Origin of the sequence: Salmonella sp. 2020_1395 (assembly GCF_043848115.1) — a bacterium.
GTDB classification, from domain to species: Bacteria; Pseudomonadota; Gammaproteobacteria; order Enterobacterales; family Enterobacteriaceae; genus Salmonella; species Salmonella enterica.
The window spans coordinates 14,360-39,683 of record NZ_JBCMFH010000020.1 but is presented as its reverse complement, the minus strand read 5'-3'; the positions used below and the strand labels follow the sequence as shown (position 1 = coordinate 39,683).

Genomic DNA, 25,324 nt, shown 5'->3' with positions numbered 1-25,324 from the left:
AGCAGTTCCCAGGCGAGGAGAAAGAGTGAAATCGAACAAGCAGGTTACTGCCGCTACGATGAAGGATGTTGCGTTGAAGGCGAAAGTCTCTACGGCAACCGTATCCCGCGCGTTAATGAACCCCGATAAAGTCTCCCAGTCGACCCGTAGCCGGGTTGAACAGGCCGCGCTTGAAGTGGGTTATTTCCCGCAGTCGATGGGGCGAAATGTAAAACGCAATGAATCCCGTACGATTTTGGTGATTGTCCCGGATATTTGCGATCCCTTCTTCAGTGAAATTATCCGCGGTATCGAAGTGACCGCGGCAGAACAGGGGTATCTGGTACTGATTGGCGATTGCGCCCATCAAAACCAGAAAGAAAAAACCTTTCTTAATCTCATCATCACCAAACAGATCGACGGCATGGTACTTCTCAGTTCCCGACTGCCCTTTGACGCTAGCGTTGAGGAGCAGCGCAATTTGCCTCCGATGGTGATGTCGAATGAGTTTGCGCCGGAGCTTGAACTGCCGACGGTACATATCGATAACCTGACCGCCGCGTTCAATGCCATGAACTACCTGTTGGATTTGGGCCACAAGCGGATTGGTTGTATTGCGGGGCCGGAAGATATGCCGCTCTGTCACTATCGCTTACAAGGTTACGTACAGGCATTAAGACGCAGTGGCATTGTGGTCGATCCGCATTACATCGCCCGTGGCGACTTTACCTTTGAAGCCGGGGCAAACGCATTAAAGCAGTTGCTTGAGCAACCGTTGCCGCCTACCGCCGTCTTTTGTCATAGCGACGTAATGGCGCTGGGCGCCCTCTCCTGGGCCAAGCGCCAGGGTCTGAAAGTGCCTGACGATCTGTCGATTATCGGCTTTGACAATATCGCGCTGGCCGAGTTTTGCGACCCTCCGTTGACAACCGTGGCGCAGCCGCGTTTTGACATTGGTCGCGAGGCGATGCTGCTGTTGCTCGATCAGATGCAGGGGCAAAATGTGAGCAGCGGCTCGCGTTTAATGGATTGCGAGCTGATTATTCGCGGTTCTACGCGCGCTTTACCCTAAAGTAAATAGCTTTAAGACTCACCTGTCTGGTCAAAGGCCCGCCGCTTCAGTAACATGACGGGCTGACGAACGAATAAATACAGCGAAACGATAGTGGCACAACGAGATTATGTACGTCGCGGCCAACCGGCTCCTTCGCGGCGCAAAAAGAGCACCTCACGGAACTCACGGAAGAAGCAAAGCAACATGCCTGCCGTCTCGCCGGCAATGGTCGCGATTGCGGCAGCCGTCCTTGTGACCTTTATCGGCGGTCTGTACTTCATTACTCACCATAAGAAAGAAGAGTCCGAAACGCTACAAAACCAGAAAGTCACCGGCAATGGGCTTCCGCCAAAACCGGAAGAGCGCTGGCGTTACATCAAAGAGCTGGAAAGTCGCCAGCCGGGCGTGCGTACGCCAACGGAACCGTCCGCCGGCGGCGAAGTCATGAATCCGAATCAGCTCACCAGCGAACAGCGTCAACTCCTGGAGCAGATGCAGGCGGATATGCGTCAGCAGCCAACGCAACTTAACGAAGTGCCGTGGAACGAGCAGACGCCAGAACAACGCCAGCAAACGCTACAGCGCCAGCGTCAGGCGCAGCAGCAGCAGTGGGCTCAAACGCAGCCTGTTCAGCAACCACGTACGCAGCCGCGGGTAAACGAGCAGCCGCAAACCCGCACGGTACAGTCCGCCCCGGCGCAACCCGCGCGCCAAAGTCAGCCGCCGAAGCAGACGGCCTCGCAGCAACCTTATCAGGATTTGCTGCAAACGCCGGCGCATACCAGCGCGGCAGCGCCAAAAGCCGCGCCCATTACGCGCGCGCCTGAAGCGCCGAAGGCGACAGCAGAGAAAAAAGATGAACGTCGCTGGATGGTGCAATGTGGTTCATTCAAAGGCGCCGAGCAGGCAGAAAGCGTCCGCGCTCAGCTGGCGTTTGAAGGCTTTGACTCCAAAATTACCACCAATAACGGCTGGAATCGCGTGGTTATCGGGCCGGTGAAAGGTAAAGAAAATGCCGACAGCACCATTAACCGTCTGAAGATGGCGGGCCATACAAACTGCATTCGACTCGCCACCGGGGGTTGAAACCCTCAAAATCTCCCCCATCTATACTTGCATTATGCCCCGTACGCCGTACGGGGCCGCAATTCAGCATTAGTAACCAAGGGGTCTGCTCGTGACAACAATAGTAAGCGTACGCCGTAACGGCCACGTGGTAATCGCCGGTGATGGTCAGGCCACACTGGGTAACACAGTAATGAAAGGCAACGTGAAGAAAGTCCGCCGCCTCTACAACGACAAGGTCATTGCGGGCTTTGCGGGCGGTACTGCGGATGCATTCACGCTGTTCGAGCTGTTTGAACGTAAACTGGAAATGCATCAGGGGCACCTGGTCAAAGCCGCCGTTGAACTGGCGAAAGACTGGCGTACCGACCGTATGCTACGCAAACTGGAAGCGTTGCTGGCCGTCGCGGATGAAACCGCCTCGCTCATCATCACGGGTAACGGCGATGTCGTGCAACCTGAAAACGATTTAATTGCTATCGGCTCCGGCGGTCCTTATGCCCAGGCTGCCGCTCGCGCTCTGTTGGAAAATACCGAGCTCGGCGCGCGCGAAATTGCTGAAAAGGCGTTGGATATTGCAGGCGATATCTGCATTTACACCAACCATTTCCACACCATTGAAGAATTGACCGCCAAAGCGTAAGGACCTCTCATGTCTGAAATGACCCCACGCGAAATTGTCAGCGAACTGAACAAACACATTATCGGCCAGGATAACGCAAAGCGTTCCGTGGCGATTGCATTGCGTAACCGCTGGCGTCGTATGCAGCTTGATGAAGAGCTGCGCCACGAAGTAACGCCGAAAAATATTCTGATGATTGGCCCGACCGGCGTCGGTAAAACCGAAATCGCCCGTCGTCTGGCAAAACTCGCCAACGCGCCGTTCATTAAAGTCGAAGCCACCAAATTCACCGAAGTGGGCTATGTCGGGAAAGAAGTGGACTCTATCATCCGCGATCTGACCGATGCCGCGGTGAAAATGGTTCGCGTACAGGCTATCGAGAAAAACCGCTATCGTGCGGAAGAGTTGGCGGAAGAACGTATTCTCGACGTACTGATCCCACCCGCAAAAAATAACTGGGGCCAGGCCGAACAGCAGCAGGAGCCTTCTGCCGCCCGTCAAACGTTCCGCAAAAAACTGCGCGAAGGCCAGCTCGACGATAAAGAGATCGAGATTAACCTCGCCGCCGCGCCGATGGGCGTAGAGATTATGGCGCCTCCGGGCATGGAAGAGATGACCAGCCAGTTGCAGTCTATGTTCCAGAACCTGGGCGGTCAGAAACAGAAACCGCGTAAGCTGAAAATTAAAGACGCGATGAAACTGTTGGTTGAAGAAGAGGCTGCTAAGCTGGTCAACCCGGAAGAGCTGAAACAGGACGCTATCGACGCGGTTGAACAGCACGGCATCGTGTTTATCGATGAAATTGACAAAATTTGTAAGCGTGGCGAAACCTCCGGCCCGGATGTTTCACGCGAAGGCGTACAGCGCGACTTACTGCCGCTGGTAGAAGGCTGCACGGTTTCGACCAAACACGGGATGGTCAAAACGGATCATATTCTGTTTATCGCCTCTGGCGCGTTCCAGGTGGCGAAGCCGTCTGATCTGATCCCGGAACTGCAGGGCCGTCTGCCGATTCGCGTTGAACTTCAGGCGCTGACCACCAGCGATTTCGAACGCATTTTGACCGAGCCAAACGCCTCCGTCACCGTGCAGTATAAAGCGCTGATGGCAACTGAAGGCGTCAATATCGAGTTCACCGATTCCGGTATTAAACGTATTGCCGAAGCCGCCTGGCAGGTTAACGAAACCACCGAAAACATCGGCGCGCGCCGTCTGCATACCGTACTGGAGCGTCTGATGGAAGAGATTTCCTATAACGCCAGCGATCTGCACGGCCAAAACATCACAATTGATGCGGAATATGTGAGCAAACATCTGGATGCGCTGGTCGCAGATGAAGATCTAAGCCGTTTTATCTTATAATCGCGTCCAATGCATTTTCATCACTGTTGATGGGGCTGAAAAGCCCCATTTTTATTGGCGCTAAATATGACTGAACAACAACAAATTAGCCGCACCCAGGCCTGGCTGGAAAGCTTACGACCCAAAACCTTACCCCTCGCCTTCGCAGCGATTATCGTCGGTACGGCCCTGGCATGGTGGCAAGGCTATTTCGATCCTCTGGTCGCACTGCTGGCCCTTATCACCGCCGGGCTGCTGCAAATTTTATCCAACCTCGCCAATGATTACGGCGACGCTGTCAAAGGCAGTGATAAACCGGATCGCATCGGGCCGCTGCGGGGGATGCAAAAAGGCGTCATCACCCGGCAGGAGATGAAGCGGGCGTTAATCATTACCGTCATGCTGATCTGTATCTCCGGACTGGCGCTGGTGGCGGTCGCGTGCCATACGTTAACCGATTTTGTCGGCTTCCTGATTTTGGGCGGGCTGTCGATTATCGCCGCCATCACCTACACCGTGGGTAATCGGCCCTACGGCTATATCGGGCTGGGTGATATCTCTGTTCTGGTATTCTTTGGCTGGCTAAGTGTCATGGGGAGCTGGTATCTCCAGGCGCATACGCTGATTCCGGCGCTAATTCTCCCGGCCACCGCCTGCGGTTTACTGGCGACGGCGGTGCTGAATATTAATAACCTGCGCGATATTAATAGCGACAGAGAGAACGGCAAAAACACCCTTGTGGTACGACTGGGCGATGTCAACGCGCGTCGTTATCACGCCTGCCTGTTGCTAGGCGCGCTGCTCTGTCTGGCGCTGTTTAATCTGCTCTCGCTACACAGTCCGTGGGGATGGTTGTTTATTCTGGCCGCGCCCTTGCTCATTAAACAAGCGCGCTACGTAATGCGCGAAAGGGAGCCTGCGGCAATGCGCCCGATGCTTGAACGTACCGTTAAAGGCGCGTTGTTAACCAACCTGTTATTTGTGATTGGGATACTCTTAAGTCAGTGGGCCGTTTAACTGACAAATATCAATTAACAATTGATGATTTTGCCAACAGTATACTTAGCGCGATATACTAAAAATTCTCGCAGCAACTGAACGTTAAGCCTATGAAATACGATACTTCCGAGCTTTGTGACATCTATCAGGAAGATGTCAACGTCGTGGAACCGCTGTTCTCTAATTTTGGAGGGCGGTCGTCGTTTGGCGGACAAATCATCACGGTAAAATGTTTCGAGGACAACGGGTTGCTGTACGATCTGCTCGAACAAAATGGCCGTGGTCGGGTTCTGCTGGTCGATGGCGGCGGTTCTGTCCGCCGTGCATTAGTCGATGCGGAGCTGGCGCGTCTGGCCACGCAAAATGAATGGGAAGGGCTGGTTATCTATGGCGCGGTGCGTCAGGTGGACGATCTGGAAGAGCTGGACATCGGCATCCAGGCGATCGCCGCCATTCCGGTTGGCGCCGCAGGTGAAGGCATTGGGGAAAGCGATGTGCGCGTCAATTTCGGCGGCGTGACGTTCTTCTCCGGCGATCATCTCTATGCCGACAACACCGGGATTATCCTTTCCGAAGACCCGCTTGATATCGAGTGATCAAAAAAGGCGCCGTAAGGCGCCTTTTTTATGCGTTGTCGCTGATTGCCGGATGTCGGCTTACGCCTTATCCGGCCCACCGGTATCCGCATTCTAAATCCTCTATAGATTTCGCGTCAGGGCAAGGCGGCAAGTAAGTGAATCCCCAGGAGCATAGGCCACTATGTGACTGGGGTGAACGCACGCAGCCAACGCCGCCATAACGTGAAATATGACGAGGATTAGACTTCTTCCATACGACCAAGCAGCGCCTGCAAACGTTCCTGCCAGCCGCTCTGCTGTTCCTTCAGAGAATTATTTTCACGCTCGAGTTCTTCACGTTGATGCTGTGCAGACTGCACTTCCTGCGTCAGGCTGTTGTTCTTTTCTTTCAGCTCTTCAATTTCCATCTGTAACAGGGTGATGGTGTCAATCGCCTGCTGTACTTTTGCTTCCAGTTTCTCAAACACTTCTAAAGACATGATCTTACCTCTCCTGAATTGCAAGGCGACGCTTCACGTAAACGCGCACAATATATAGTGTCGATTGTATGAAGCCCCGCTCTCGCTGTCCAGCGACATACCGCGTAGATCGCGGTTTGCAGCAATTTTCATCCATCTCCTGGTAACATTCATTCAATAACTTAAAAGTGTTAACATATTGGTTAATGAAATGATTCAATTCACTCTCTTCTGCTGTCTCAAAATGCGCCTCATGGCGCGATAACGCTCATTTTATTGACGCAGTACACACATTTTGATTTCGATATTTCTCGTTTTTGCTCGTTAACGATAAATTAACAGTGTGCCTACAGGGCATCGTGGATGTCCATGACTTCCTCGCATACCAATAATCATTACATACTCTTCAGGATCCGATTATGAGTCAAACATCAACCTTAAAAGGCCAGTGCATTGCTGAATTCCTCGGTACCGGGTTGTTGATTTTTTTCGGTGTGGGTTGTGTCGCTGCGCTTAAAGTTGCCGGAGCTACTTTTGGACAGTGGGAAATCAGCGTCATCTGGGGTCTGGGAGTAGCGATGGCTATCTACCTGACGGCAGGTGTTTCTGGCGCACACCTGAACCCGGCAGTGACCATCGCACTCTGGCTATTTGCCTGTTTCGACAAACGTAAAGTTGTTCCTTTTATTATTTCTCAAGTTGCCGGCGCCTTTTGCGCAGCGGCGTTAGTTTACGGGCTTTATTACAATCTTTTTGTGGACTTCGAACAAACCCACCATATCGTCCGTGGCAGCGTTGAAAGTCTCGATCTCGCAGGCATTTTCTCAACTTACCCGAATCCTCATATCAATTTTGTGCAGGCCTTCGCGGTTGAAATGGTGATTACCGCTATTCTGATGGGGCTGATTCTGGCGCTGACCGACGACGGAAACGGCGTACCTCGCGGTCCGCTTGCGCCACTGCTCATTGGTTTACTGATCGCCGTTATCGGTGCCTCTATGGGGCCGTTGACCGGGTTTGCGATGAATCCGGCGCGTGACTTTGGCCCCAAAATGTTCGCCGGGCTTGCCGGCTGGGGTGAAATTGCGTTTACCGGCGGTAGAGACATTCCTTACTTCCTGGTGCCGCTGTTTGGCCCCATCGTCGGCGCCATTCTGGGCGCGTTTGCTTATCGCAAATTTATTGGCCGTCATTTGCCGTGCGATACCTGCGTCGTGGAAGAGAAGGACTCCACCGCGACCACACAACAAAATGCTTCGCTGTAATCTGATTACGGGACAAAATTATGACTGAAAAAAAATATATCGTTGCGCTCGACCAGGGTACCACCAGCTCCCGCGCGGTCGTTATGGATCATGACGCGAATATCGTCAGCGTATCACAGCGTGAATTTGAGCAAATTTATCCTAAGCCAGGCTGGGTAGAACACGACCCGATGGAAATTTGGGCGTCCCAAAGCTCAACGCTGGTAGAAGTGCTGGCTAAGGCCGATATCAGTTCCGATCAGATTGCCGCTATCGGTATCACCAACCAACGTGAAACCGCGATCGTCTGGGAACGTGAAACCGGCAAACCGATATACAACGCTATTGTCTGGCAGTGCCGTCGTACCGCCGATATTTGCGAACAGCTTAAACGCGACGGCCTGGAAGATTACATCCGCGACAATACCGGTCTGGTCGTCGACCCGTACTTCTCTGGCACTAAAGTGAAATGGATCCTTGACCATGTGGAAGGTTCGCGCGAACGCGCGAAGCGTGGCGAGCTGCTGTTCGGTACGGTGGATACCTGGCTTATCTGGAAGATGACGCAGGGCCGCGTCCACGTTACGGATTACACCAACGCCTCACGAACCATGCTGTTCAACATCCATGATTTGGACTGGGACGATAAAATGCTGGACGTGCTGGATATCCCACGCGCGATGCTGCCCCAGGTACGTAAATCCTCCGAAGTCTACGGCCAGACCAATATTGGCGGTAAAGGCGGTACACGTATTCCTATCGCCGGGATTGCCGGGGATCAGCAGGCTGCGCTATTCGGCCAACTGTGCGTAAAGGAAGGAATGGCAAAGAATACCTACGGCACCGGCTGCTTTATGCTGATGAACACCGGCGAGAAAGCGGTAAAATCGGAAAACGGCCTGCTGACCACCATCGCCTGCGGCCCAAGCGGCGAAGTCAACTATGCGCTGGAAGGCGCGGTGTTTATGGCGGGAGCGTCCATTCAATGGCTGCGTGATGAAATGAAGCTCATCAGCGACGCATTCGACTCCGAATATTTCGCCACGAAAGTGAAAGATACCAACGGCGTCTACGTGGTTCCGGCCTTCACCGGTCTGGGCGCGCCGTACTGGGATCCGTATGCCCGCGGCGCCATTTTTGGCCTGACCCGCGGCGTGAACTCTAATCACATTATCCGCGCGACGCTCGAATCCATCGCTTACCAGACCCGCGACGTACTGGAAGCGATGCAGGCCGACTCCGGTATCCGCCTGCACGCTCTGCGTGTGGACGGCGGCGCAGTGGCCAACAACTTCCTGATGCAGTTCCAGTCAGATATTCTCGGCACGCGGGTGGAACGCCCGGAAGTGCGCGAAGTGACCGCGCTGGGCGCCGCCTATCTGGCTGGTCTGGCCGTCGGTTACTGGCAGAACCTGGACGAGCTGCAGGAAAAAGCCGTCATTGAGCGAGAATTCCGCCCCGGCATTGAAACCACCGAGCGTAACTACCGTTATAGCGGCTGGAAGAAAGCGGTTAAACGCGCAATGGCGTGGGAAGATCACGACAAGTAAGGTCGCCATCCGGCAAAATCTTTGTGCGGGGGCAACTCCGCACACACATCAATTATTCCCTCCTTCCCCTGTGCTACACTGCGCGCCACTCCTTTTTGCTACGAGTTTGTTATGAGACGAGAACTTGCCATCGAATTTTCCCGTGTGACCGAAGCGGCGGCGCTGGCTGGCTACAAATGGCTGGGACGCGGCGATAAAAATACCGCGGACGGCGCGGCGGTCAACGCCATGCGTATCATGCTCAACCAGGTCAACATTGACGGCACCATCGTGATTGGCGAAGGCGAAATCGACGAAGCCCCGATGCTCTATATCGGCGAGAAAGTCGGTACCGGCCACGGCGATGCGGTAGATATCGCCGTCGATCCGATTGAGGGCACGCGCATGACGGCGATGGGTCAGGCGAACGCGCTGGCGGTGCTGGCGGTCGGCGATAAAGGCTGTTTCCTGAATGCGCCCGATATGTATATGGAAAAACTGATTGTCGGTCCGGGCGCCAAAGGGGCGATCGATCTCAATCTGCCGCTGGCGGATAATTTGCACAACATCGCGGATGCGCTGGGTAAACCGCTTGGCGATCTGACCGTGACCATTCTGGCAAAACCGCGTCATGACGAGGTCATCGCAGAGATGGCCAAACTGGGCGTACGCGTGTTTGCCATTCCTGACGGCGACGTCGCGGCCTCAATTCTAACCTGTATGCCGGATAGCGAAGTCGACGTGCTGTACGGGATTGGCGGCGCACCAGAAGGCGTGGTATCCGCAGCGGTGATCCGCGCGCTGGACGGCGATATGCAGGGGCGTCTGCTGGCGCGCCATGACGTGAAAGGCGACAGCGAAGAAAACCGCCGCATTGGCGAACAGGAACTGGCGCGCTGCAAAGCAATGGGCATTGAAGCGGGCAAGGCGTTATGCCTGGGCGACATGGCGCGTAGCGATAACGTTATTTTCTCCGCGACCGGCATCACGAAAGGCGATCTGCTGGAAGGAATTAGCCGGAAAGGCCATATTGCCACGACGGAAACACTGCTGATCCGCGGCAAATCACGCACCATCCGCCGCATTCAGTCTATCCACTATCTTGATCGTAAAGATCCGGATGTACAGGCGCATATCCTCTAGCGCATTTGTTAGTTAGAGCCTTCCAGCCTCGCGGGGCTGGAAATCTTTCTCCTGACGAACGAAGATAAGGTTAGCGATTCAGAACAGGAGAAAACCATGGCCGATTGGGTAACAGGTAAAGTCACTAAGGTGCAAAACTGGACTGACGCACTGTTCAGCCTGACCGTTCACGCCCCCATTAATCCTTTTACTGCAGGCCAATTTACCAAACTCGGACTGGAGATCGATGGCGAGCGCGTTCAGCGCGCGTATTCCTATGTGAATGCGCCTGACAATCCGAATTTAGAGTTTTATCTGGTGACGGTGCCGCAAGGAAAGCTCAGCCCGCGGCTGGCGGCGCTAAAACCTGGCGATGAGGTGCAAGTGGTCAGCGACGCGTCGGGTTTCTTTGTACTGGATGAAGTGCCTGACTGCGAGACGCTATGGATGCTGGCGACCGGAACCGCTATTGGCCCGTATTTGTCTATTCTGCAATATGGCCAGGATGTCGCGCGCTTTAAAAATCTGGTCTTGGTCCACGCCGCACGCTTCGCCGCCGATTTAAGCTATCTGCCGCTAATGCTGGAACTGCAACAGCGTTATGAAGGCAAGCTGCGCATCCAAACGGTGGTCAGCCGGGAGAGCGTGCCAGGCTCGCTCACCGGACGCATGCCAGCGCTCATTGAAAACGGCGAGCTGGAAAAAGCCGTAGGATTGCCGATGGATAAAGAGACCAGCCACGTCATGCTGTGCGGGAACCCGCAGATGGTGCGCGATACGCAGCAACTGCTGAAAGAGACCCGACAGATGACTAAACATCTGCGCCGCCGACCGGGGCAGATGACGGCTGAACATTACTGGTGATGTTTTACCGAATAGCGGCTGGGGCTTATCCGGCCTCCTGCAAATCATCACCAATCTGTAGGCCCGGTAAGCGTCAGCGCCACCGGGCAAATTACGGTTTACCGCCCGTTCACGGTTCTGCTTTAAACTTCACGTCCTGTGTCGCTTTCCCAAACTTATTTTCCCCCTGAACACCGACAAACGCGCCCAGATCGATAAGCATCATTACCAGGATCAGTGTCGGAATAAATCGCCCGACGACCCACTGCCACATCCCCGGCAGCATCCCCCAGTTTCCGGCCAGCAGCATCCACGCCAGAATCATTAGCAACGCCCACGCGCCGGAGCGTCCCCGGTCATGCAGACGTTTGACCATGACGGCGGCGGTCGGCCACAGCAGGCACACCAGGCAAAATGCCGCCGTTTGGATATCAAGCAGGTTTTTCCCCGCCAGCGAAAATAGCGCCAGCATCCCGGCAAACCAGAGGCCGATCCAAATCCAGAAATCACGGCGTCCGATACGCCCTTTAAATGAGAATAACCATTGCTGTATGGTCATGTAAGTTCCTTATATTTTGCCTTCCGCTACAGTTTACCCTTTTGACAAGCCCGACAGTTATCGTTTTAATCGTGAGCAGTCCTAACGAAAGGTAAGATTGATGAAGCCAGGATGTACTCTGTTTTTACTGTTGTTTTCTGCTCTCACCGCCAGCATAACGGCGCACGCGCAGCTCTCTTCATCGACCACGACAGCGCCCTATCTGCTGGCGGGCTCGCCAACCTTTGATCTTTCTATTAGCCAGTTTCGTGAGAACTTTAACCGCCAGAATCCCGATCTGCCGCTCAATGAATTTCGCGCCATTGAGAATAGCCGCGATAAGGCGAATCTGACCCGCGCCGCCAGTAAGATTAACGAAAATCTGTATGCCTCCACGGCGCTGGAGCGCGGTACGCTCAAAGTGAAAAGTATGCAGATTACCTGGCTGCCCATTCAGGGGCCGGAACAGAAAGCGGCGAAAGCGAAAGCGCTGGAATATATGGCCGCCATTATTCGCACTGTCGCCCCGTTGCTGACAAAAGAGCAAAGCCAGAAAAAACTGCAAAAGATGCTTATCGCCGGTAAAGGTAAACACTATTACGCCGAGACCGAAGGCGCGGTACGTTATGTTGTCGCAGATAACGGCGAAAAGGGGCTGACCTTCGCGGTTGAACCGATTAAGCTGGCGTTATCTGAAAATCTGGAAGGGGCGAATTGATGACAAAAAGCAAAGCCTTTCCGGGGATGAATCTCTATACTGTTTCACAGACCATGCTGCTCTGACGAGCGGCCATCTTCCTTAATTCGCTGACTAAGCGTGGAGAAATGAAATGCGACATCCTTTAGTGATGGGTAACTGGAAACTGAACGGCAGCCGCCACATGGTAAACGAACTGGTGGCTAACCTGCGTAAAGAACTGACGGGCGTAGCAGGCTGCGATGTGGCAATCGCTCCGCCGGAAATGTATATCGATCTGGCGAAACGCGCTGCTGCCGGTAGCCACATTATGCTGGGCGCGCAGAACGTTGATCTGAACCTGTCTGGCGCATTCACTGGTGAAACTTCGGCTGAAATGCTGAAGGATATCGGCGCGCAGTACATTATTATCGGCCACTCCGAGCGTCGTACTTATCACAAAGAATCTGACGAGCTGATCGCCAAAAAATTCGCCGTACTGAAAGAACAAGGTCTGACGCCGGTACTGTGCATCGGTGAAACCGAAGCGGAAAACGAAGCGGGCAAAACAGAAGAAGTGTGCGCACGCCAAATCGACGCGGTACTGAAAACGCAGGGCGCGGCAGCCTTTGAAGGCGCGGTTATCGCTTATGAACCCGTATGGGCGATCGGTACCGGTAAATCTGCAACGCCTGCGCAGGCGCAGGCAGTGCACAAATTCATCCGTGACCACATTGCCAAAGCTGACGCGAAAATCGCTGAACAGGTTATTATCCAGTACGGCGGTTCTGTTAATGCCTCCAACGCAGCCGAACTGTTCGCGCAGCCGGACATCGACGGCGCACTGGTAGGCGGCGCTTCTCTGAAAGCTGACGCCTTCGCCGTGATCGTGAAAGCAGCAGAAGCTGCTAAACAGGCTTAATTGCCAATCAATGTCTGATGGCGCTGCGCTTATCAGGCCTACCAGCCGAGTGCTTATGTAGGCCTGATAAGGTAAAGCCGCCATCCGGCATTTATGCTGTGGAGGGTAAGAAAGTAGTATCCCCGGCAACCTTAAACATCGCCCTCCAGCTCCGCGTATTCTCAACCAGCCGATCATCACGAAATAACGCACTACCAGAAACAACACGATCGATGCCCTGTGCAATCAGCGAAGGCAACTGATCCTGCGTTAACGACCCATCAATAACGATAATTTTACCTTCGCGTTTATCACCAAGTAGACAGAGAAGCTGTGCCACGCGCTCATGCAAATCACTGGAGCGCATTTTACTGCCGTATCCAGGGTTCACTGCCAGTAGTTGAATAACCTCAACGTCGCTCAGAATAGGGATAATGACATCCAGAGGCGTTGCCGGGCATAAACTAATCCCCCGAATCACCGGCATTTCACCGCCGATAACGGGCACGGTCTGCTGACCAAGCCAGCTTAGCGTATGATGCAGATGAATATCGCCTTCTGCCTGAAGCGTGATGCAGTGTGCGCCCGCCTTCACGCAGGCTTGCGCCGCCGTCCATTGATCCGCTACCATCAAATGAACATCTTTGATAAAGGTTTGCGGCAGTTGCCCAACTGCCCATGGCCCAACGGTAAACTGCGGGCAAAATTGACCATCCATCAAATCCAAATGCAACAGCGGCTGGTTTAGCGCTTCCAACTGTTGCAGATAGCGATGCAACGCAATCCACTGCCCTGCCAGAATACCCACACTAAGCGGATATGACGCTAACAATGCCACACATGCTTCGCGCGTTAATCCGGCAAACTGGCTGTTCATGAGCGCTCCTTAAGGCATCAAACCCATAAAAACTTTTTTTGTCCGCGGACCGGTCATCAACGGTTCAAGCTGCTCCACGCAAGTTTTGTAGTGTGGCGTTGTCTTGTGAAAAGCGACGGCCTGTTCATCAACGTAGGCTTCATAAATATAAAATCGCGTAGGCACCTGCGGATCCTGCAGAACATCAAAACGCAAGTTACCCGGCTCTTTAATTGAGCCCAGATGATTCTGCCGAAAAACATCGATAAATTGTTCAACCTTGTCATCATGAACGTTAATTTCAACCAGCGTAACGTGCATCATTAACCCCCTGATTATTCCAAATAAAATAACAGTCATCCCCATCTCCTCGCATCGGTAAAAGATGGGGAAGCGATCTCATTTAACCTTTCTCACTCAAAAACAGCTCATAAGCACGCTCTGCTGTTTCGTTATGATGAACGACAGCATGTACCGCTTTAATCATGGCTACCGGATCTTCTGACTGGAATATATTACGCCCCATATCTACGCCAGAAGCCCCCTGGTCAATCGCCTGATAGCACATTTCCAATGCTTCACGTTCAGGCAGTTTTTTACCGCCGGCGATGACAATCGGCACCGGACAACCTGCCGCAATACGCTCAAAACCTTTATCGACATAATACGTTTTGATAATTTGCGCCCCCATTTCCGCAGCGATACGCGTTGCCAGTGAAAAATAACGCTGGTCGCGAGCCATATCTTTACCCACCCCGGTCACTGCCATTATTGGCATCCCGACGCGTAACCCGGCATCAATCAGTTGAATAATATTTTTAATCGACTGATGTTCATGCTCACTACCAATATAAACCTGTGCGGCAGCAGCACAGCTATTCAACCGCACAGCGTCATCCATCGCCACCGCAACCGCCTCATTGCTTAATTCAGTGAGAATAGAATTTGCCCCGGACGCGCGTAAAACGACTGGTTTATTAATTGCCGGAGGTACCACACTGCGTAATATGCCGCGAGTACACATTAAGACATCAGCATATTCAAAGAGCGGCGCAATATTGATATCAATACGCTCAAGTCCGGTTGTCGGCCCCTGGAAGTATCCATGGTCAAAGGCCAGCATGACCGTTTTTCTGGTCTTGGGATTAAAAATCCTCGCCAGTCTGGACTGCATTCCCCAATCCAGCGCGCCACAGCCTTTTAATGCGAACAAAGTGTTAGTTTGTGGTTTATCGGTGTGAAAATCTTTGCCATCTTTAATATCATCTAAATCAGCCATTCTTTACTCCGTCGATACATAACAGTTATCAGAAATCATATTTGTCGATATTGTCTTTGTTGAAAATGACACGCTCCGGCAATAACACAATGCCGTTACCTTTTGCCTCATAGTGATATCCCTGCTCACTATTAGGTGAAACGGTGACTTTGCCGATGCCGGGAATATCCAGTGAATCACCGACATTCATTGGCATATTTTTCAGCAACGCGTTGGCGACATATACGGAAATTTTTCCCTGTTGGACGACATCCCACAGGCCAAACTCTTTAACAGTGCCGCGCTGAACATAAGGGCGCATTACATTCGGCGTACTAAAACCAACAATCGCGAGATTATTGCGTTTAAGGTTCTCCGCCGCCTGTGCCGCAGCAGGTAAAGCGTTAGCGTCAGGCGCGATGATGGCATCCAGATCGGGATACGCTTTGATGATACCTTCCGCCGTCTGGAGCGATTTCGTGGCATCGTTATAGCCAAACTGGGTAGTGACTATCTCCCACCCCGGATGTTCCTGGCTAATTTTGGCTTTAGCTTCTTTTACCCACTGGTTCTGGTCGGTCACCGTTGGGCTGGAATAGAAGAAAGCGACTTTCGCTTTCTCTTTGTCCACCTGATGAGCGGCCATCTCTACCAGCATGCTGCCGAGCTGTTTTGGCGTCCCTTGATTGATATAGTAAGAACGGCACTCCGGCTTGGTATCGGAATCCCAGGTTAATATTTTCACGCCTCTTTGCATTGCCCGCTTCAACGCCGGGCACAGGCCGTCAGGCGAAACGGCAGAAACGATAATGGCGTCATACCCCTGATTGACAAAGTTATTCACCAGTTGAACCTGGCCTGAGACGCTGGGCTCTGTAGGGCCATCGTAAGTTACGTCAATGCCCAGCGCTTTTCCCGCTTCCTGCGCGCCATTGCCGCCGCTGGTAAAAAAGCCCACGCCAACCAGTTTGGGAATAAAAGCAATCCGCTCTGCCGCCTGCACGGTCATTACCGCAGATGCCAGACCAAACGCAGTGAGTAAGGCGATCATTTTAATGCTGTGTCTTGCCATTTTTTTCTCCATAAATTTCAAAAGGAAATCATGCCTGATGCGCATTGCGACGGCGTGAGTACCATTCAAGGATTTGGTGACGATGCAAACTGACGGAACGACCAACGACAACAACAATGAGAAGCGCACCGGACAATGCGCTGGAAATTTGATTCGGCACTCCGGCCATCTGTAGCCCCTGCTGTAAAAATCCCACCAGCAGCGCCGCCAACGCGGACCCCATAATCGACCCGGAGCCGCCATAAATATTGGCGCCTCCCAGCACAACCGCCGTAATGGCCGGCATCAGGAAAGAGGCGCCCAGATCCGAACGTGCGGAGCCAAAGTAAGAAACCAGTAATACGGCGGCGATAGCGGAGGCGCATCCGGTCATGGCATACACGGTATACAACGTGCGATTCACCGGGATCGCGCTGTACTGCGCGACACGGGCGCTCTGGCCAATCAGGAAAACGTTGCGTCCCATATGCGTGCGATGCATGAGCAGCCAGAAAAACAGACAGCACACAAGAAAAAAAATAAGCGGCATGGGAATACCAAGAAATGAAATATTGGCAAAGTCAGTGAACGCTGTGGGAAATCCACCAATACCTTCATAACCCGTGGCGCCAGCCATACCAGATAACAATAATGCGCTACCACCAAATAAATACATGGTTCCCAGGGTAATCACCAACGGGTTTACGCCGGTATAAATAATAAGTCCGGCATTTATCAGCCCACATATTGCGCCAAGTAGTAGGGTAATAATAATCGCTAAAGGTAGCGGCATACCGAGCTGAAACAGCACACCCAGGGTAATCGCGCATAGCCCGATTGTAGAACCAAATGAAATATCCATGCCACCGCTGACAATAACCATTGTTAGCGGCAAAGCGACAATACCGATACAAATAAAATCGCTAGTGCTAAAAAGTAAGACATTAATATCTAATAAACGTGGGTTAATCAGACCGAAAGCCAGAATTTCAAAGATCAATAAGGCTGCCAGCGCAATTTCCCAGCTATAGCGTCGCCATGGATTCATCATGCCACCTCTTTGTTTTTATTCTGTTGTGCGTGCGTTTTTGCTTCCGCCTGTAGTGGAGTGGGTGGTGATATAAAACGGGCATATTTCTGGCGGCGCAGATTGCGTTGTAATGCGCAACGCAGCCGCCCATCGAATACCAGTACGCCCAACAATACCAGGCCAGCAATAAAATCGTTCCACCAGGCGGGGATACGCAGCAGCACTAACACACTATCGATTTGCGTAAGAAAATAAGCGCCGAGAATAGCGCCGATGACCGTGCCTGACCCGCCTAACAGGCTAATTCCCCCCAATACGCAGGCCGCGATGGCTTTCATTTCCAGCCCCGTGCCGGTTTGATTGGGAATGAAGCCAATCTGCGAGGCAAACACGATTCCAGCCAATGCCGCCATACCGCCATTAAGTGAAAATGCCATGATGCGTACCATCTCGGTACGGACACCCAATTGCCGGGCGCCCTGCAGGTTATCGCCGGTGGCGTAAAAATTGCGGCCAAAGGCGGTTTTCGCCAGGAGCCAGGCCATAAGCAGCGCTAACACCAGGGTAAACCAGCCGATTGCGGAAATTCCCAGAAACACCGGAGCAGAGAGTTGCTTTAAGCCTGCGGGTAATCCTTCAATCCATTTCCCCCCTGTCCATAGCAGCATGATCCCACGATACAAGCCCAGCGTTCCCAGCGTGGCGACAATGGCGGGTATCTTCAACCAGGCAACCAGTACGCCATTAAAAAATCCGGCGACAATTCCTAATATTAGTGTGGCCAGGCAGGCGACCGGCAGGCTATAGCCGGCGTTTAACATCACTCCCAGCAATACCGCGCACATGCCTGTCGTCGAGCCCACCGATACATCAATATTGCGGGTGAGCATTACCATCGTCGCGCCAATCGCCAACAGCATCAAAATTTGCGCGCTACTGAAAACCATTGTCAGCGTTTGCACGCTCAAATACTGGCTATCCAGCGCGCCAGGAAACACGAATAAACAGACTATTGCCAGCAGTGCCGTCGCTTCCCGGTTATTTTGGATGAATTTCAACATGTTGCCTCCGACGCACCATGTTCGCCAAACGCAACGTGCATGATGGTATCAACGTTAATTTCCTCGCCGCATAACGCAGGCCCCCCCAGTTCCCCCTGGTGCATGACATATACGCGATCGGCCATCTGCTCTATCTCTTCCAGATCGGAGGAAATAAACAGCACTGCGACATTTTGTTGCGCGATACTGCGCAACAGCTGATAAATATCGCTGCGGGCGGAGACATCGACACCGCGGGTCGGTTCATCGACAATCAGTAATTGCGGAGAGGCTTCCAGGCATTTGGCAATCAATACTTTTTGCTGGTTACCGCCGGATAAAGTACGCGCCGCCTGTTCGGCATTATTGAGTTTGATATTTAACGCGCGGTGGTAACGTTCAAGGGTGGCGTTATCCCGCTGGGGCTTTATCCAAAATCCTTTTTGGTTGTGGGTCAGCGAACAGACATTCCATGCCAGGGAAGCGTCAAGATACAGCCCGGATGACTGCCGATCTTCCGGCAAATAGACCAGGCCGAGCTGCAACCGCTGTTGGGTTGTCAGGGCGTTAATTTCTTCGCCATTGAACAGCATCCGCCCCGCATTGACCGGTCTAATACCGTACAGCGTTTCAGCCAGTTCTGTGCGTCCCGCGCCGACCAACCCGGCCAGACCAAGGATTTCGCCTGCCCGCACCTCAAGGTTGATATTCATAAAACCTTCGCCCGTCAGTGACTCCAGCGCTAATACCGTCGCGCCGCGTTCGTTCTGCGGGCGGCTGCCAGGCAATTCCAGCCACAACTTTTGATTCGCGGAAAGACTGACGCCCTGCGTTGCCGGGGTGATAGCTTGAATAATCTCGTCGGTAGAAAGGTCATGCGTTTTTCCGAATAATGCGATTTTACCGTCACGCATCACGCTAACGCAGTGAGCTAACTGTCTAATTTCTGGTAGCTTATGAGAAATAAATACAATTCCGACACCCTTTTTCAGCAACTCTTGCAGACGCGTAAATAACCGATCAGTTTCGGCTGGCGTTAACGACGCCGTGGGCTCATCAAGAATTAAGATTCGCGAGTCGCGCATCAAGCCGCGCATAATTTCAACGATCTGGCGGTCTGCAACATCAAGCGTACCCGCAGCGCTCGCCGGATCGAGTTGGCATCCCATCGCCTTTAATAGCTGCTGCATTTTTTCCGTGGAGGCCTGACGTCCCTGCAAGCCAAACAAGATATTTTCCCGCACAGATAAACTCGGAAATAACAGAGGCTCCTGGGGAACCAGGTAAATGCCATACTGGTGCGCCTTCAGAGGCGTTAAATGACTGCAACGCACACCAGCAATATCGATAGTCCCTCCATCTGGCGGGACTATACCGGCAATAATCTTCATTAATGTTGATTTACCCGCACCATTGCCGCCAAGCAATGCGTGCACCTCTCCCGCATGCAGAGTAAAGTCAATTCCCTTTAGTACTTCGACGCCGGAATAACTTTTATAAATGTTCTGCACACAAATCAGAGGGGATGCAGTATTGTGACTGATTTGCATGTTGCCTCCGCTCCCTCAATGTTGACTGACGGGACTGAACAAATGTTTTTTGAAAAAGAAATTGTTCAAAACGGTAGTAGTTATTTGGTTAAAAAACTCTCATCCAGATCACGTTTTCTGAATAAATGAATTTTTAGATGATAAATGTTCAGATTTGACGCGTTTTTGTGGCGTTAATCACGGTTATTTCGGAGTGATAACTGAACAATTGTGTTAATGATTTAGAAATGTTCAAAGTAAAGCCAGGTTATGACAATGAGCGATAATACGTTGGTATCTGATTATGGAATGTGCGAAGAAGAGCAGGTGGCGCGTATTGCCTGGTTCTACTATCACGATGGATTGACGCAGAGTGAAATCAGCGAGCGTCTGGGGCTAACCCGGCTAAAGGTTTCTCGTCTGCTGGAGAAAGGGCATCAGTCCGGTATTATTCGCGTACAAATCAACTCCCGCTTCGAAGGGTGTCTTGAGTATGAAAATGCCTTGCGCAACCACTTCGCATTGCAGAATATCCGCGTGCTGCCGGCATTACCCGATGCCGATATTGGTCTGCGCTTAGGAATCGGCGCCGCCCATATGTTGATGGAGTCACTGCGGCCACAGCAACTGCTGGCCGTCGGCTTTGGCGAAGCCACGATGACCACATTAAAACGCCTCAGCGGATTTATCTCGGCGCAACAAATCCGCCTGGTCACGTTATCCGGCGGCGTGGGGCCGTATATGACCGGAATAGGCCAGCTTGATGCCGCTTGTAGCGTAAGTATTATGCCCGCGCCGCTGCGCGCATCATCGCAGGAAATTGCCTGCACGCTGCGCAATGAAAATAGCGTGCGGGATGTGATGCTCACAGCGCAAGCTGCCGATGCCGCCATCGTGGGGATTGGGGCAATTAACCAGAAAGATCAAGCCAGTATTTTAAAATCCGGTTATATCACTCAGGGTGAACAACTCATGATTGGCCGCAAAGGCGCAGTAGGCGATATTCTGGGCTATTTTTTTGATGCTCATGGCGAAATCATTCCAGACATCAAAATCCATAACGAATTAATTGGCCTGAAGTTAAATTCACTTTCCACGATCCCAACCGTGATTGGCGTCGCCGGCGGCGAACAAAAAGCAGAAGCTATTATTGCCGCTATGCGCGGTAACTATATCAATGCGCTGGTTACCGATCAGAAAACCGCAGGGAAAATAATTCAACTTATTGAAAAATAAAAAAATAAAATAACACTTACCTCAATTCAATAAACAATAACTGACAGGATTTTATGTAACGATGTAAAAATAGCCGAGGATAAAAAAATGGCTCGACTCTGTACCCATACTGAATCAGGACATTACCTGATGGCTCTTGACGCCGGTACCGGTAGCGTCAGAGCAGTAATTTTTGATCTACAAGGAAAGCAAATAGCTGTCGGTCAAGCGGAATGGCAGCATCTGGCCGTGCCGGATGTGCCTGGTTCGATGGAGTTTGATCTTGCCAAAAACTGGCAACTGGCTTGCCAGTGTATCCGTCAGGCACTACAGAAAGCCGCCATCCCTGCAACGGCTATCGCTGCCGTATCGGCCTGCTCGATGCGTGAAGGCATTGTTATTTATGACAGTAACGGCGAACCAATTTGGGCCTGCGCTAATGTTGACGCCCGCGCGGCGCACGAAGTCAGTGAATTAAAAGAGCTGCACGATAACACCTTTGAGGAGGAAGTTTATCGTTGCTCCGGGCAAACGCTGGCGCTCAGCGCTATTCCGCGTCTGCTCTGGCTTGCCCACCATCGTCCGGATATTTATCATCGCGCGTCAACCGTCACTATGATCAGCGACTGGATGGCCTTTATGCTCAGCGGCGAACTGGCGGTCGATCCCTCCAACGCAGGCACGACGGGGTTATTGGATCTGGTGACCCGCAACTGGAAACGTAGTCTGTTACAGATGGCGGGCCTGCGTTCTGACATTCTCTCGCCGGTAAAAGAAACCGGGACGCTGCTCGGTCACATTTCACAGAAAGCGGCTGAACAGTGCGACCTGCAAGCGGGTACGCCGGTCATCGTTGGCGGCGGCGATGTGCAGTTAGGCTGTCTGGGGCTGGGCGTCGTACGCCCGGCGCAAACGGCCGTGCTGGGCGGAACCTTCTGGCAACAGGTCGTCAATCTTCCCGCGCCGGTCACCGACCCAAACATGAACGTTCGCATCAATCCTCATGTGATCCCCGGTATGGTACAAACCGAGTCTATTAGCTTTTTTACTGGGTTAACGATGCGTTGGTTCCGCGACGCCTTTTGCGCCGAGGAAAAACTAATCGCTGAAAGGTTAGGTATTGATGCGTATTCCCTGCTGGAAGATATGGCCAGCCGGGTGCCTCCCGGCGCGCACGGTGTGATGCCCATCTTCTCTGACGTTATGCGTTTTAAACGCTGGTACCATGCCGCGCCGTCGTTTATCAATCTGTCTATCGATCCTGAAAAGTGTAATAAAGCGACCCTATTTCGCGCGCTGGAAGAGAATGCCGCCATTGTTTCCGCCTGCAATTTACAGCAAATTGCCGCGTTTTCCGGCGTACAGGCCGACTCGCTGGTTTTTGCCGGCGGAGGATCTAAAGGCAAATTATGGAGCCAAATCCTTGCCGACGTTACGGGACTCACCGTTCACGTACCTGTCGTCAAAGAAGCTACCGCGCTAGGGTGCGCTATTGCCGCAGGCGTTGGCGTGGGTATCTGGCCATCGCTGGCGGAAACGGGAGAAAAGCTAGTGCGCTGGGATCGGGAGCATAAACCTAATCCTGAAAATTTCGCTGTCTATCAGCAGGCCAGAGAAAAATGGCAGGCCGTTTATCAGGATCAACGCGCGCTGGTCGATGGTGGCTTAACGACATCCCTCTGGAAAGCGCCAGGCCTGTAACAGGAGAATAAGCATGCAAAAAACGAATGAGAAGAATCATCAATACCGCTTTGGCGATAATGGCCCTAAATACTTAATCCGTGGGCCGGGCTGCGATATGGGCGTCGTCATACTACAACCAGGGCAGTCATTCCCTAACCATCGCCATAATACCGCTTGTGAGGTTTTTTATACCCTAAGCGGTGAAGTGTGCCTGTATCTGGAAGGAACACCTCATATCCTGCAAACTGGAGATGTTTTACAGTGCGAACCTGGGGAGGCGCATTATCTCATTAATAACGGCGATAAACCCTGGAAAGGCGTGTTTATTAAATCGCCGCATCTGGAAAATGACAGCCACCCCGCAGATCCACCGGCCTGGTAACGCCCGCGCCATCGCCAGATTTTGCCGGATAGCGCCACGAGAGCCTTGTCCGGCCTCCAAACGGCATTCGTTAATGCAATATCAAGCTGTCATTTGATGACCTGTTGGTTCAAGATATCACACTGATGATCCTGAATTTCCTCGGCAGAAGCGCGATTGAAGGTCAGTAAATTACGCTCGGTCGCCAGCAGGACAAAAGAGCCATCGCTTTGGCGTATCACCGCCAGCGCGATACATCACAGCATCCCCGCCCGCGCAGGAACTTTCCCTGGTCCCATCGCCACCACAGCAGCAAAAAATAGCAGTGCGGTCATAAACTCCGGCAGTAGCGAAGTCGCCAACAGAAGGATAGTAACGCCAACCATGATGAAAGGAAGGAACAGAGGATGGGGCAACCAGAGCGACATACCTGTCTCCTGACGATTTTTTCAGCAAGAATACGACGGACAGTCAGGCAGGTAAACGCCAGATATGGTGGGGTTATCGCAGGATTAAGCGGACAGATCAGTGATAATGAATTTCACCAAAGTATTCAGACAGCACGTAATAGCGGCAATACTCAAAAGGGCTGTCCTTCCCGGCCTGAAACGTCTGTCTGGCGACGGATAACAGCGGTTTATTGGCGGCGATTTGCAATTTTTCGCACAGGTCAGCGGAAGGTAAAATCGCCTCAACTTTTTCTATCGCCGAGTCGCTTGTGACGTTTAATAACGAATAAAGCGACGTATGCTCCAGCGCCTGCGGTGTGAGTTGCAGATCGGGAAAGAAGCTAAGATCGAGATAAATTTTCTCATGGTTAAATGGACGGTTATTCAGGCAACGAATACGCGAAATATAGAGATAGTGATGCTGTGCGGGCAGGCTCAAGCCGTCTGCCTGAGCGTCGCGCGCGCGGCGCGGCGCGATTTCCAGAATACGGTTCTCAATCGCCACGCTGGCGTCCTGGAGATCGCGGGTAATACCGCGAAACGTGTGCCCGTAGCTCACGCCTTCCGGCACCGAGCACACCACCGAACCACTCCCGCGCTGGGAGGAAATAATGCCCGCATTGATTAATTCGCTCCAGGCCTGTTTAACCACAATCAGCGAGACGTTGTAGGCTCTGGCGATCTCTTTTTGCGTCGGTAGTTGGCTACCCAAAGGCAAAGACCCGTTCTGGATCTGCTGACAGATGATAAAAAATAGTTGCTTATAAAGCGGAGTAAAGCTCGTTTTATCAACCTGCAAGCTGCGCACCTCACGTCTTCGCCAGCAGGGGACGTTTTACCGTCCCCGGCAGGGTGAAGTCGCTACCCTGCGATTTGCCTGGCCAGTTCTGCCAAATCGAAATGATTCATACGATCCAAAGTCGTTAAATAATCGGCGGGAAAAGCCTCCACGCCATGGAATGCGCCGGAAATCGCCCCAACCATGGTGGCGACAGTATCAGTATCATTGCCGATATTAACGCCGGAGATAATAGCATCTACGGCAGAATTCGGACAACACGCGAACAGGCCAAAGGCCGCCGGCACCGCTTCACTCACGTGCAGTCCGGAGCCAATAATATCAGCAAGTTCCACCACCGCCGTTTCCCAATGGCGATGACGTTTACCGATATCCACGGCCAGCTCAATGCGTCGGGCAACGGAAGGACCTGCCACCATCATCGCCCCTTGCTCCTGCGCCAGCAGATAGCCTCTTTGCGCGCCGTAAATACCGGCAGCAATAATGCTGTCTGCATTGGTCTGCGCTCTTAACGCCTCGCTGGTTGCCGCCGCCATCGCCGCCGCGCCGGACATTGCCAGCACGTTATTATGGGTAAAGCGGCAAATCTGTAGCGCGCAGTCAATCGCCGCGTCGATATCGCCCGGATGCAGAACCGCCGCTGGCCAAATCTTCATGGCGGCGCCGTTCGTTGCCTCCGCATTACCCTTATTAATGATCTGTACCGATTGTTTTTCGCCTTCCAGCTCGCCCTGCAAAGAGGCGCGATTATCATTAAATATCGCTTTCATTGCCGCACGCGTCGTCGGACCGGTAAAGTTGGCGTAGAAAGGATAATCCAGCCACTGCTGAAAAGCCTCGCGCATCGCCTCGTCGCTGACCTGGCATTGATGGCGCAGCAGCGCATCCATGATGTACTTCGCCTGAATAAAATCATCCGTGCACATCCCCGCTTCGTTGCAGCGGCCAAACGTGTCTGCTGGCGGTTTTTGAAAGGTCGTCACCCAGCCGCCAAAATAGTCTTTTATTTGCTGCTGGGTGCGTACTTCCGTCGCGGCTCCCATCGCGTCCGCGGCGGCGGCGCCCACCAGGCATCCCAGTATTTTGTTTTGATCAACGTGCATG

Annotated in this window: 26 protein-coding genes and 2 pseudogenes; 15 read left to right on the top strand and 13 right to left on the bottom strand. The window is 52.6% G+C overall.

The window, feature by feature from the left end; genetic code table 11:
- Positions 1–25: 25 nt before the first annotated feature.
- The 6 genes from cytR (at position 26) to rraA (ending at position 5,656) form a co-directional block, all read left to right on the top strand.
- Complete coding sequence (cytR, locus tag ACH0WD_RS22120; protein WP_000841337.1) at positions 26–1,051, top strand: DNA-binding transcriptional regulator CytR; 1,026 nt, start codon at positions 26–28, stop codon at positions 1,049–1,051.
- 93 nt (positions 1,052–1,144) lie between these two features.
- The gene (gene ftsN, locus ACH0WD_RS22115; RefSeq protein ID WP_000068811.1) at positions 1,145–2,119 is read left to right on the top strand and encodes a cell division protein FtsN; all 975 of its coding nucleotides are present in this window, start codon (positions 1,145–1,147) and stop codon (positions 2,117–2,119) included.
- Between the two features lie 91 nt (positions 2,120–2,210).
- Entirely contained in the window at positions 2,211–2,741 is a 531-nt protein-coding gene (gene hslV, locus ACH0WD_RS22110) for an ATP-dependent protease subunit HslV (protein ID WP_000208240.1), read from the top strand.
- A gap of 9 nt (positions 2,742–2,750) precedes the next feature.
- Positions 2,751–4,082 carry an HslU--HslV peptidase ATPase subunit gene (hslU, locus tag ACH0WD_RS22105; RefSeq protein WP_001293360.1) on the top strand — a complete coding sequence of 444 codons (1,332 nt, stop codon included), beginning with the start codon at positions 2,751–2,753 and terminating at the stop codon, positions 4,080–4,082.
- A gap of 66 nt (positions 4,083–4,148) precedes the next feature.
- Positions 4,149–5,078, top strand: a complete 930-nt coding sequence (gene menA / locus ACH0WD_RS22100) for a 1,4-dihydroxy-2-naphthoate polyprenyltransferase (protein ID WP_000139636.1) — start codon at positions 4,149–4,151, stop codon at positions 5,076–5,078.
- Between the two features lie 92 nt (positions 5,079–5,170).
- Positions 5,171–5,656 (top strand): ribonuclease E activity regulator RraA, encoded by a 486-nt coding sequence (rraA, locus tag ACH0WD_RS22095; protein ID WP_000872918.1) that lies wholly within the window; start codon positions 5,171–5,173, stop codon positions 5,654–5,656.
- Positions 5,657–5,877: 221 nt separating this feature from the next.
- Here rraA and zapB read toward each other — a convergent pair whose 3' ends face one another.
- On the bottom strand, positions 5,878–6,117 hold the full coding sequence (gene zapB, locus ACH0WD_RS22090) for a septal ring assembly protein ZapB (protein ID WP_000051370.1): 240 nt from the start codon (positions 6,115–6,117) through the stop codon (positions 5,878–5,880).
- 398 nt (positions 6,118–6,515) lie between these two features.
- Here zapB and ACH0WD_RS22085 point away from each other — a divergent pair, with 398 nt between their 5' ends.
- From ACH0WD_RS22085 to fpr, 4 genes are all read left to right on the top strand, one after another.
- Positions 6,516–7,361, top strand: a complete 846-nt coding sequence (locus tag ACH0WD_RS22085) for an MIP/aquaporin family protein (protein WP_000084285.1) — start codon at positions 6,516–6,518, stop codon at positions 7,359–7,361.
- 20 nt (positions 7,362–7,381) lie between these two features.
- Positions 7,382–8,890 (top strand): glycerol kinase GlpK, encoded by a 1,509-nt coding sequence (gene glpK, locus ACH0WD_RS22080; RefSeq protein WP_000136808.1) that lies wholly within the window; start codon positions 7,382–7,384, stop codon positions 8,888–8,890.
- Between the two features lie 111 nt (positions 8,891–9,001).
- Complete coding sequence (gene glpX, locus ACH0WD_RS22075) at positions 9,002–10,012, top strand: class II fructose-bisphosphatase (RefSeq protein ID WP_001250617.1); 1,011 nt, start codon at positions 9,002–9,004, stop codon at positions 10,010–10,012.
- Positions 10,013–10,108: 96 nt separating this feature from the next.
- Complete coding sequence (gene fpr, locus ACH0WD_RS22070; RefSeq protein WP_000796301.1) at positions 10,109–10,855, top strand: ferredoxin--NADP(+) reductase; 747 nt, start codon at positions 10,109–10,111, stop codon at positions 10,853–10,855.
- Positions 10,856–10,964: 109 nt separating this feature from the next.
- On the opposite strand, the gene ACH0WD_RS22065 is transcribed toward fpr, so the two are convergent.
- Entirely contained in the window at positions 10,965–11,393 is a 429-nt protein-coding gene (locus ACH0WD_RS22065; RefSeq protein ID WP_000155232.1) for a DUF805 domain-containing protein, read from the bottom strand.
- A 100-nt stretch (positions 11,394–11,493) separates the two neighbouring features.
- Here ACH0WD_RS22065 and ACH0WD_RS22060 point away from each other — a divergent pair, with 100 nt between their 5' ends.
- Positions 11,494–12,090, top strand: coding sequence for a YiiQ family protein (locus ACH0WD_RS22060; RefSeq protein WP_000802241.1), 597 nt, complete (start codon positions 11,494–11,496; stop codon positions 12,088–12,090).
- Between the two features lie 112 nt (positions 12,091–12,202).
- Positions 12,203–12,970, top strand: coding sequence for a triose-phosphate isomerase (gene tpiA / locus ACH0WD_RS22055; RefSeq protein WP_001216339.1), 768 nt, complete (start codon positions 12,203–12,205; stop codon positions 12,968–12,970).
- Positions 12,971–13,061: 91 nt separating this feature from the next.
- On the opposite strand, the gene ACH0WD_RS22050 is transcribed toward tpiA, so the two are convergent.
- The 7 genes from ACH0WD_RS22050 to lsrA form a co-directional block, all read right to left on the bottom strand.
- The gene (locus ACH0WD_RS22050; RefSeq protein WP_001088049.1) at positions 13,062–13,826 is read right to left on the bottom strand and encodes an epimerase; all 765 of its coding nucleotides are present in this window, start codon (positions 13,824–13,826) and stop codon (positions 13,062–13,064) included.
- 9 nt (positions 13,827–13,835) lie between these two features.
- A complete protein-coding gene (gene lsrG, locus ACH0WD_RS22045; protein WP_001543603.1) occupies positions 13,836–14,126 on the bottom strand; it encodes a (4S)-4-hydroxy-5-phosphonooxypentane-2,3-dione isomerase in 291 nt (96 codons plus the stop codon).
- Between the two features lie 82 nt (positions 14,127–14,208).
- A complete protein-coding gene (gene lsrF, locus ACH0WD_RS22040) occupies positions 14,209–15,084 on the bottom strand; it encodes a 3-hydroxy-5-phosphonooxypentane-2,4-dione thiolase (protein ID WP_000774146.1) in 876 nt (291 codons plus the stop codon).
- A gap of 28 nt (positions 15,085–15,112) precedes the next feature.
- The gene (gene lsrB, locus ACH0WD_RS22035; protein ID WP_000090739.1) at positions 15,113–16,135 is read right to left on the bottom strand and encodes an autoinducer 2 ABC transporter substrate-binding protein LsrB; all 1,023 of its coding nucleotides are present in this window, start codon (positions 16,133–16,135) and stop codon (positions 15,113–15,115) included.
- Positions 16,136–16,163: 28 nt separating this feature from the next.
- Positions 16,164–17,165 (bottom strand): autoinducer 2 ABC transporter permease LsrD, encoded by a 1,002-nt coding sequence (gene lsrD, locus ACH0WD_RS22030; protein WP_000981826.1) that lies wholly within the window; start codon positions 17,163–17,165, stop codon positions 16,164–16,166.
- On the bottom strand, positions 17,162–18,205 hold the full coding sequence (lsrC, locus tag ACH0WD_RS22025) for an autoinducer 2 ABC transporter permease LsrC (protein ID WP_000911133.1): 1,044 nt from the start codon (positions 18,203–18,205) through the stop codon (positions 17,162–17,164). Before lsrC ends, lsrD begins: the two co-directional genes overlap by 4 nt.
- The gene (gene lsrA, locus ACH0WD_RS22020) at positions 18,199–19,734 is read right to left on the bottom strand and encodes an autoinducer 2 ABC transporter ATP-binding protein LsrA (protein ID WP_001167248.1); all 1,536 of its coding nucleotides are present in this window, start codon (positions 19,732–19,734) and stop codon (positions 18,199–18,201) included. The genes lsrC and lsrA overlap by 7 nt, the downstream gene beginning before the upstream one ends.
- Positions 19,735–19,989: 255 nt before the next feature.
- Here lsrA and lsrR point away from each other — a divergent pair, with 255 nt between their 5' ends.
- From lsrR to ACH0WD_RS22005, 3 genes are all read left to right on the top strand, one after another.
- Positions 19,990–20,949 (top strand): transcriptional regulator LsrR, encoded by a 960-nt coding sequence (lsrR, locus tag ACH0WD_RS22015; RefSeq protein ID WP_001283049.1) that lies wholly within the window; start codon positions 19,990–19,992, stop codon positions 20,947–20,949.
- An 87-nt stretch (positions 20,950–21,036) separates the two neighbouring features.
- Complete coding sequence (lsrK, locus tag ACH0WD_RS22010; protein WP_000113082.1) at positions 21,037–22,629, top strand: autoinducer-2 kinase; 1,593 nt, start codon at positions 21,037–21,039, stop codon at positions 22,627–22,629.
- A gap of 13 nt (positions 22,630–22,642) precedes the next feature.
- Positions 22,643–22,993 carry a cupin domain-containing protein gene (locus ACH0WD_RS22005; RefSeq protein ID WP_001173086.1) on the top strand — a complete coding sequence of 117 codons (351 nt, stop codon included), beginning with the start codon at positions 22,643–22,645 and terminating at the stop codon, positions 22,991–22,993.
- A gap of 89 nt (positions 22,994–23,082) precedes the next feature.
- Here ACH0WD_RS22005 and ACH0WD_RS22000 read toward each other — a convergent pair.
- The 4 genes and pseudogenes from ACH0WD_RS22000 to ACH0WD_RS21985 all read right to left on the bottom strand — a co-directional run.
- Positions 23,083–23,223, bottom strand: a pseudogene (locus ACH0WD_RS22000) (CDP-diacylglycerol diphosphatase); the annotation flags it as partial.
- 51 nt (positions 23,224–23,274) lie between these two features.
- Positions 23,275–23,400, bottom strand: a pseudogene (locus ACH0WD_RS21995) (hypothetical protein); the annotation flags it as partial.
- 97 nt (positions 23,401–23,497) lie between these two features.
- Complete coding sequence (locus ACH0WD_RS21990) at positions 23,498–24,220, bottom strand: GntR family transcriptional regulator (protein WP_001535809.1); 723 nt, start codon at positions 24,218–24,220, stop codon at positions 23,498–23,500.
- Positions 24,221–24,282: 62 nt separating this feature from the next.
- Positions 24,283–25,323 carry an ADP-ribosylglycohydrolase family protein gene (locus tag ACH0WD_RS21985; protein WP_000557874.1) on the bottom strand — a complete coding sequence of 347 codons (1,041 nt, stop codon included), beginning with the start codon at positions 25,321–25,323 and terminating at the stop codon, positions 24,283–24,285.
- Between the last annotated feature and the right edge of the window lies 1 nt (position 25,324).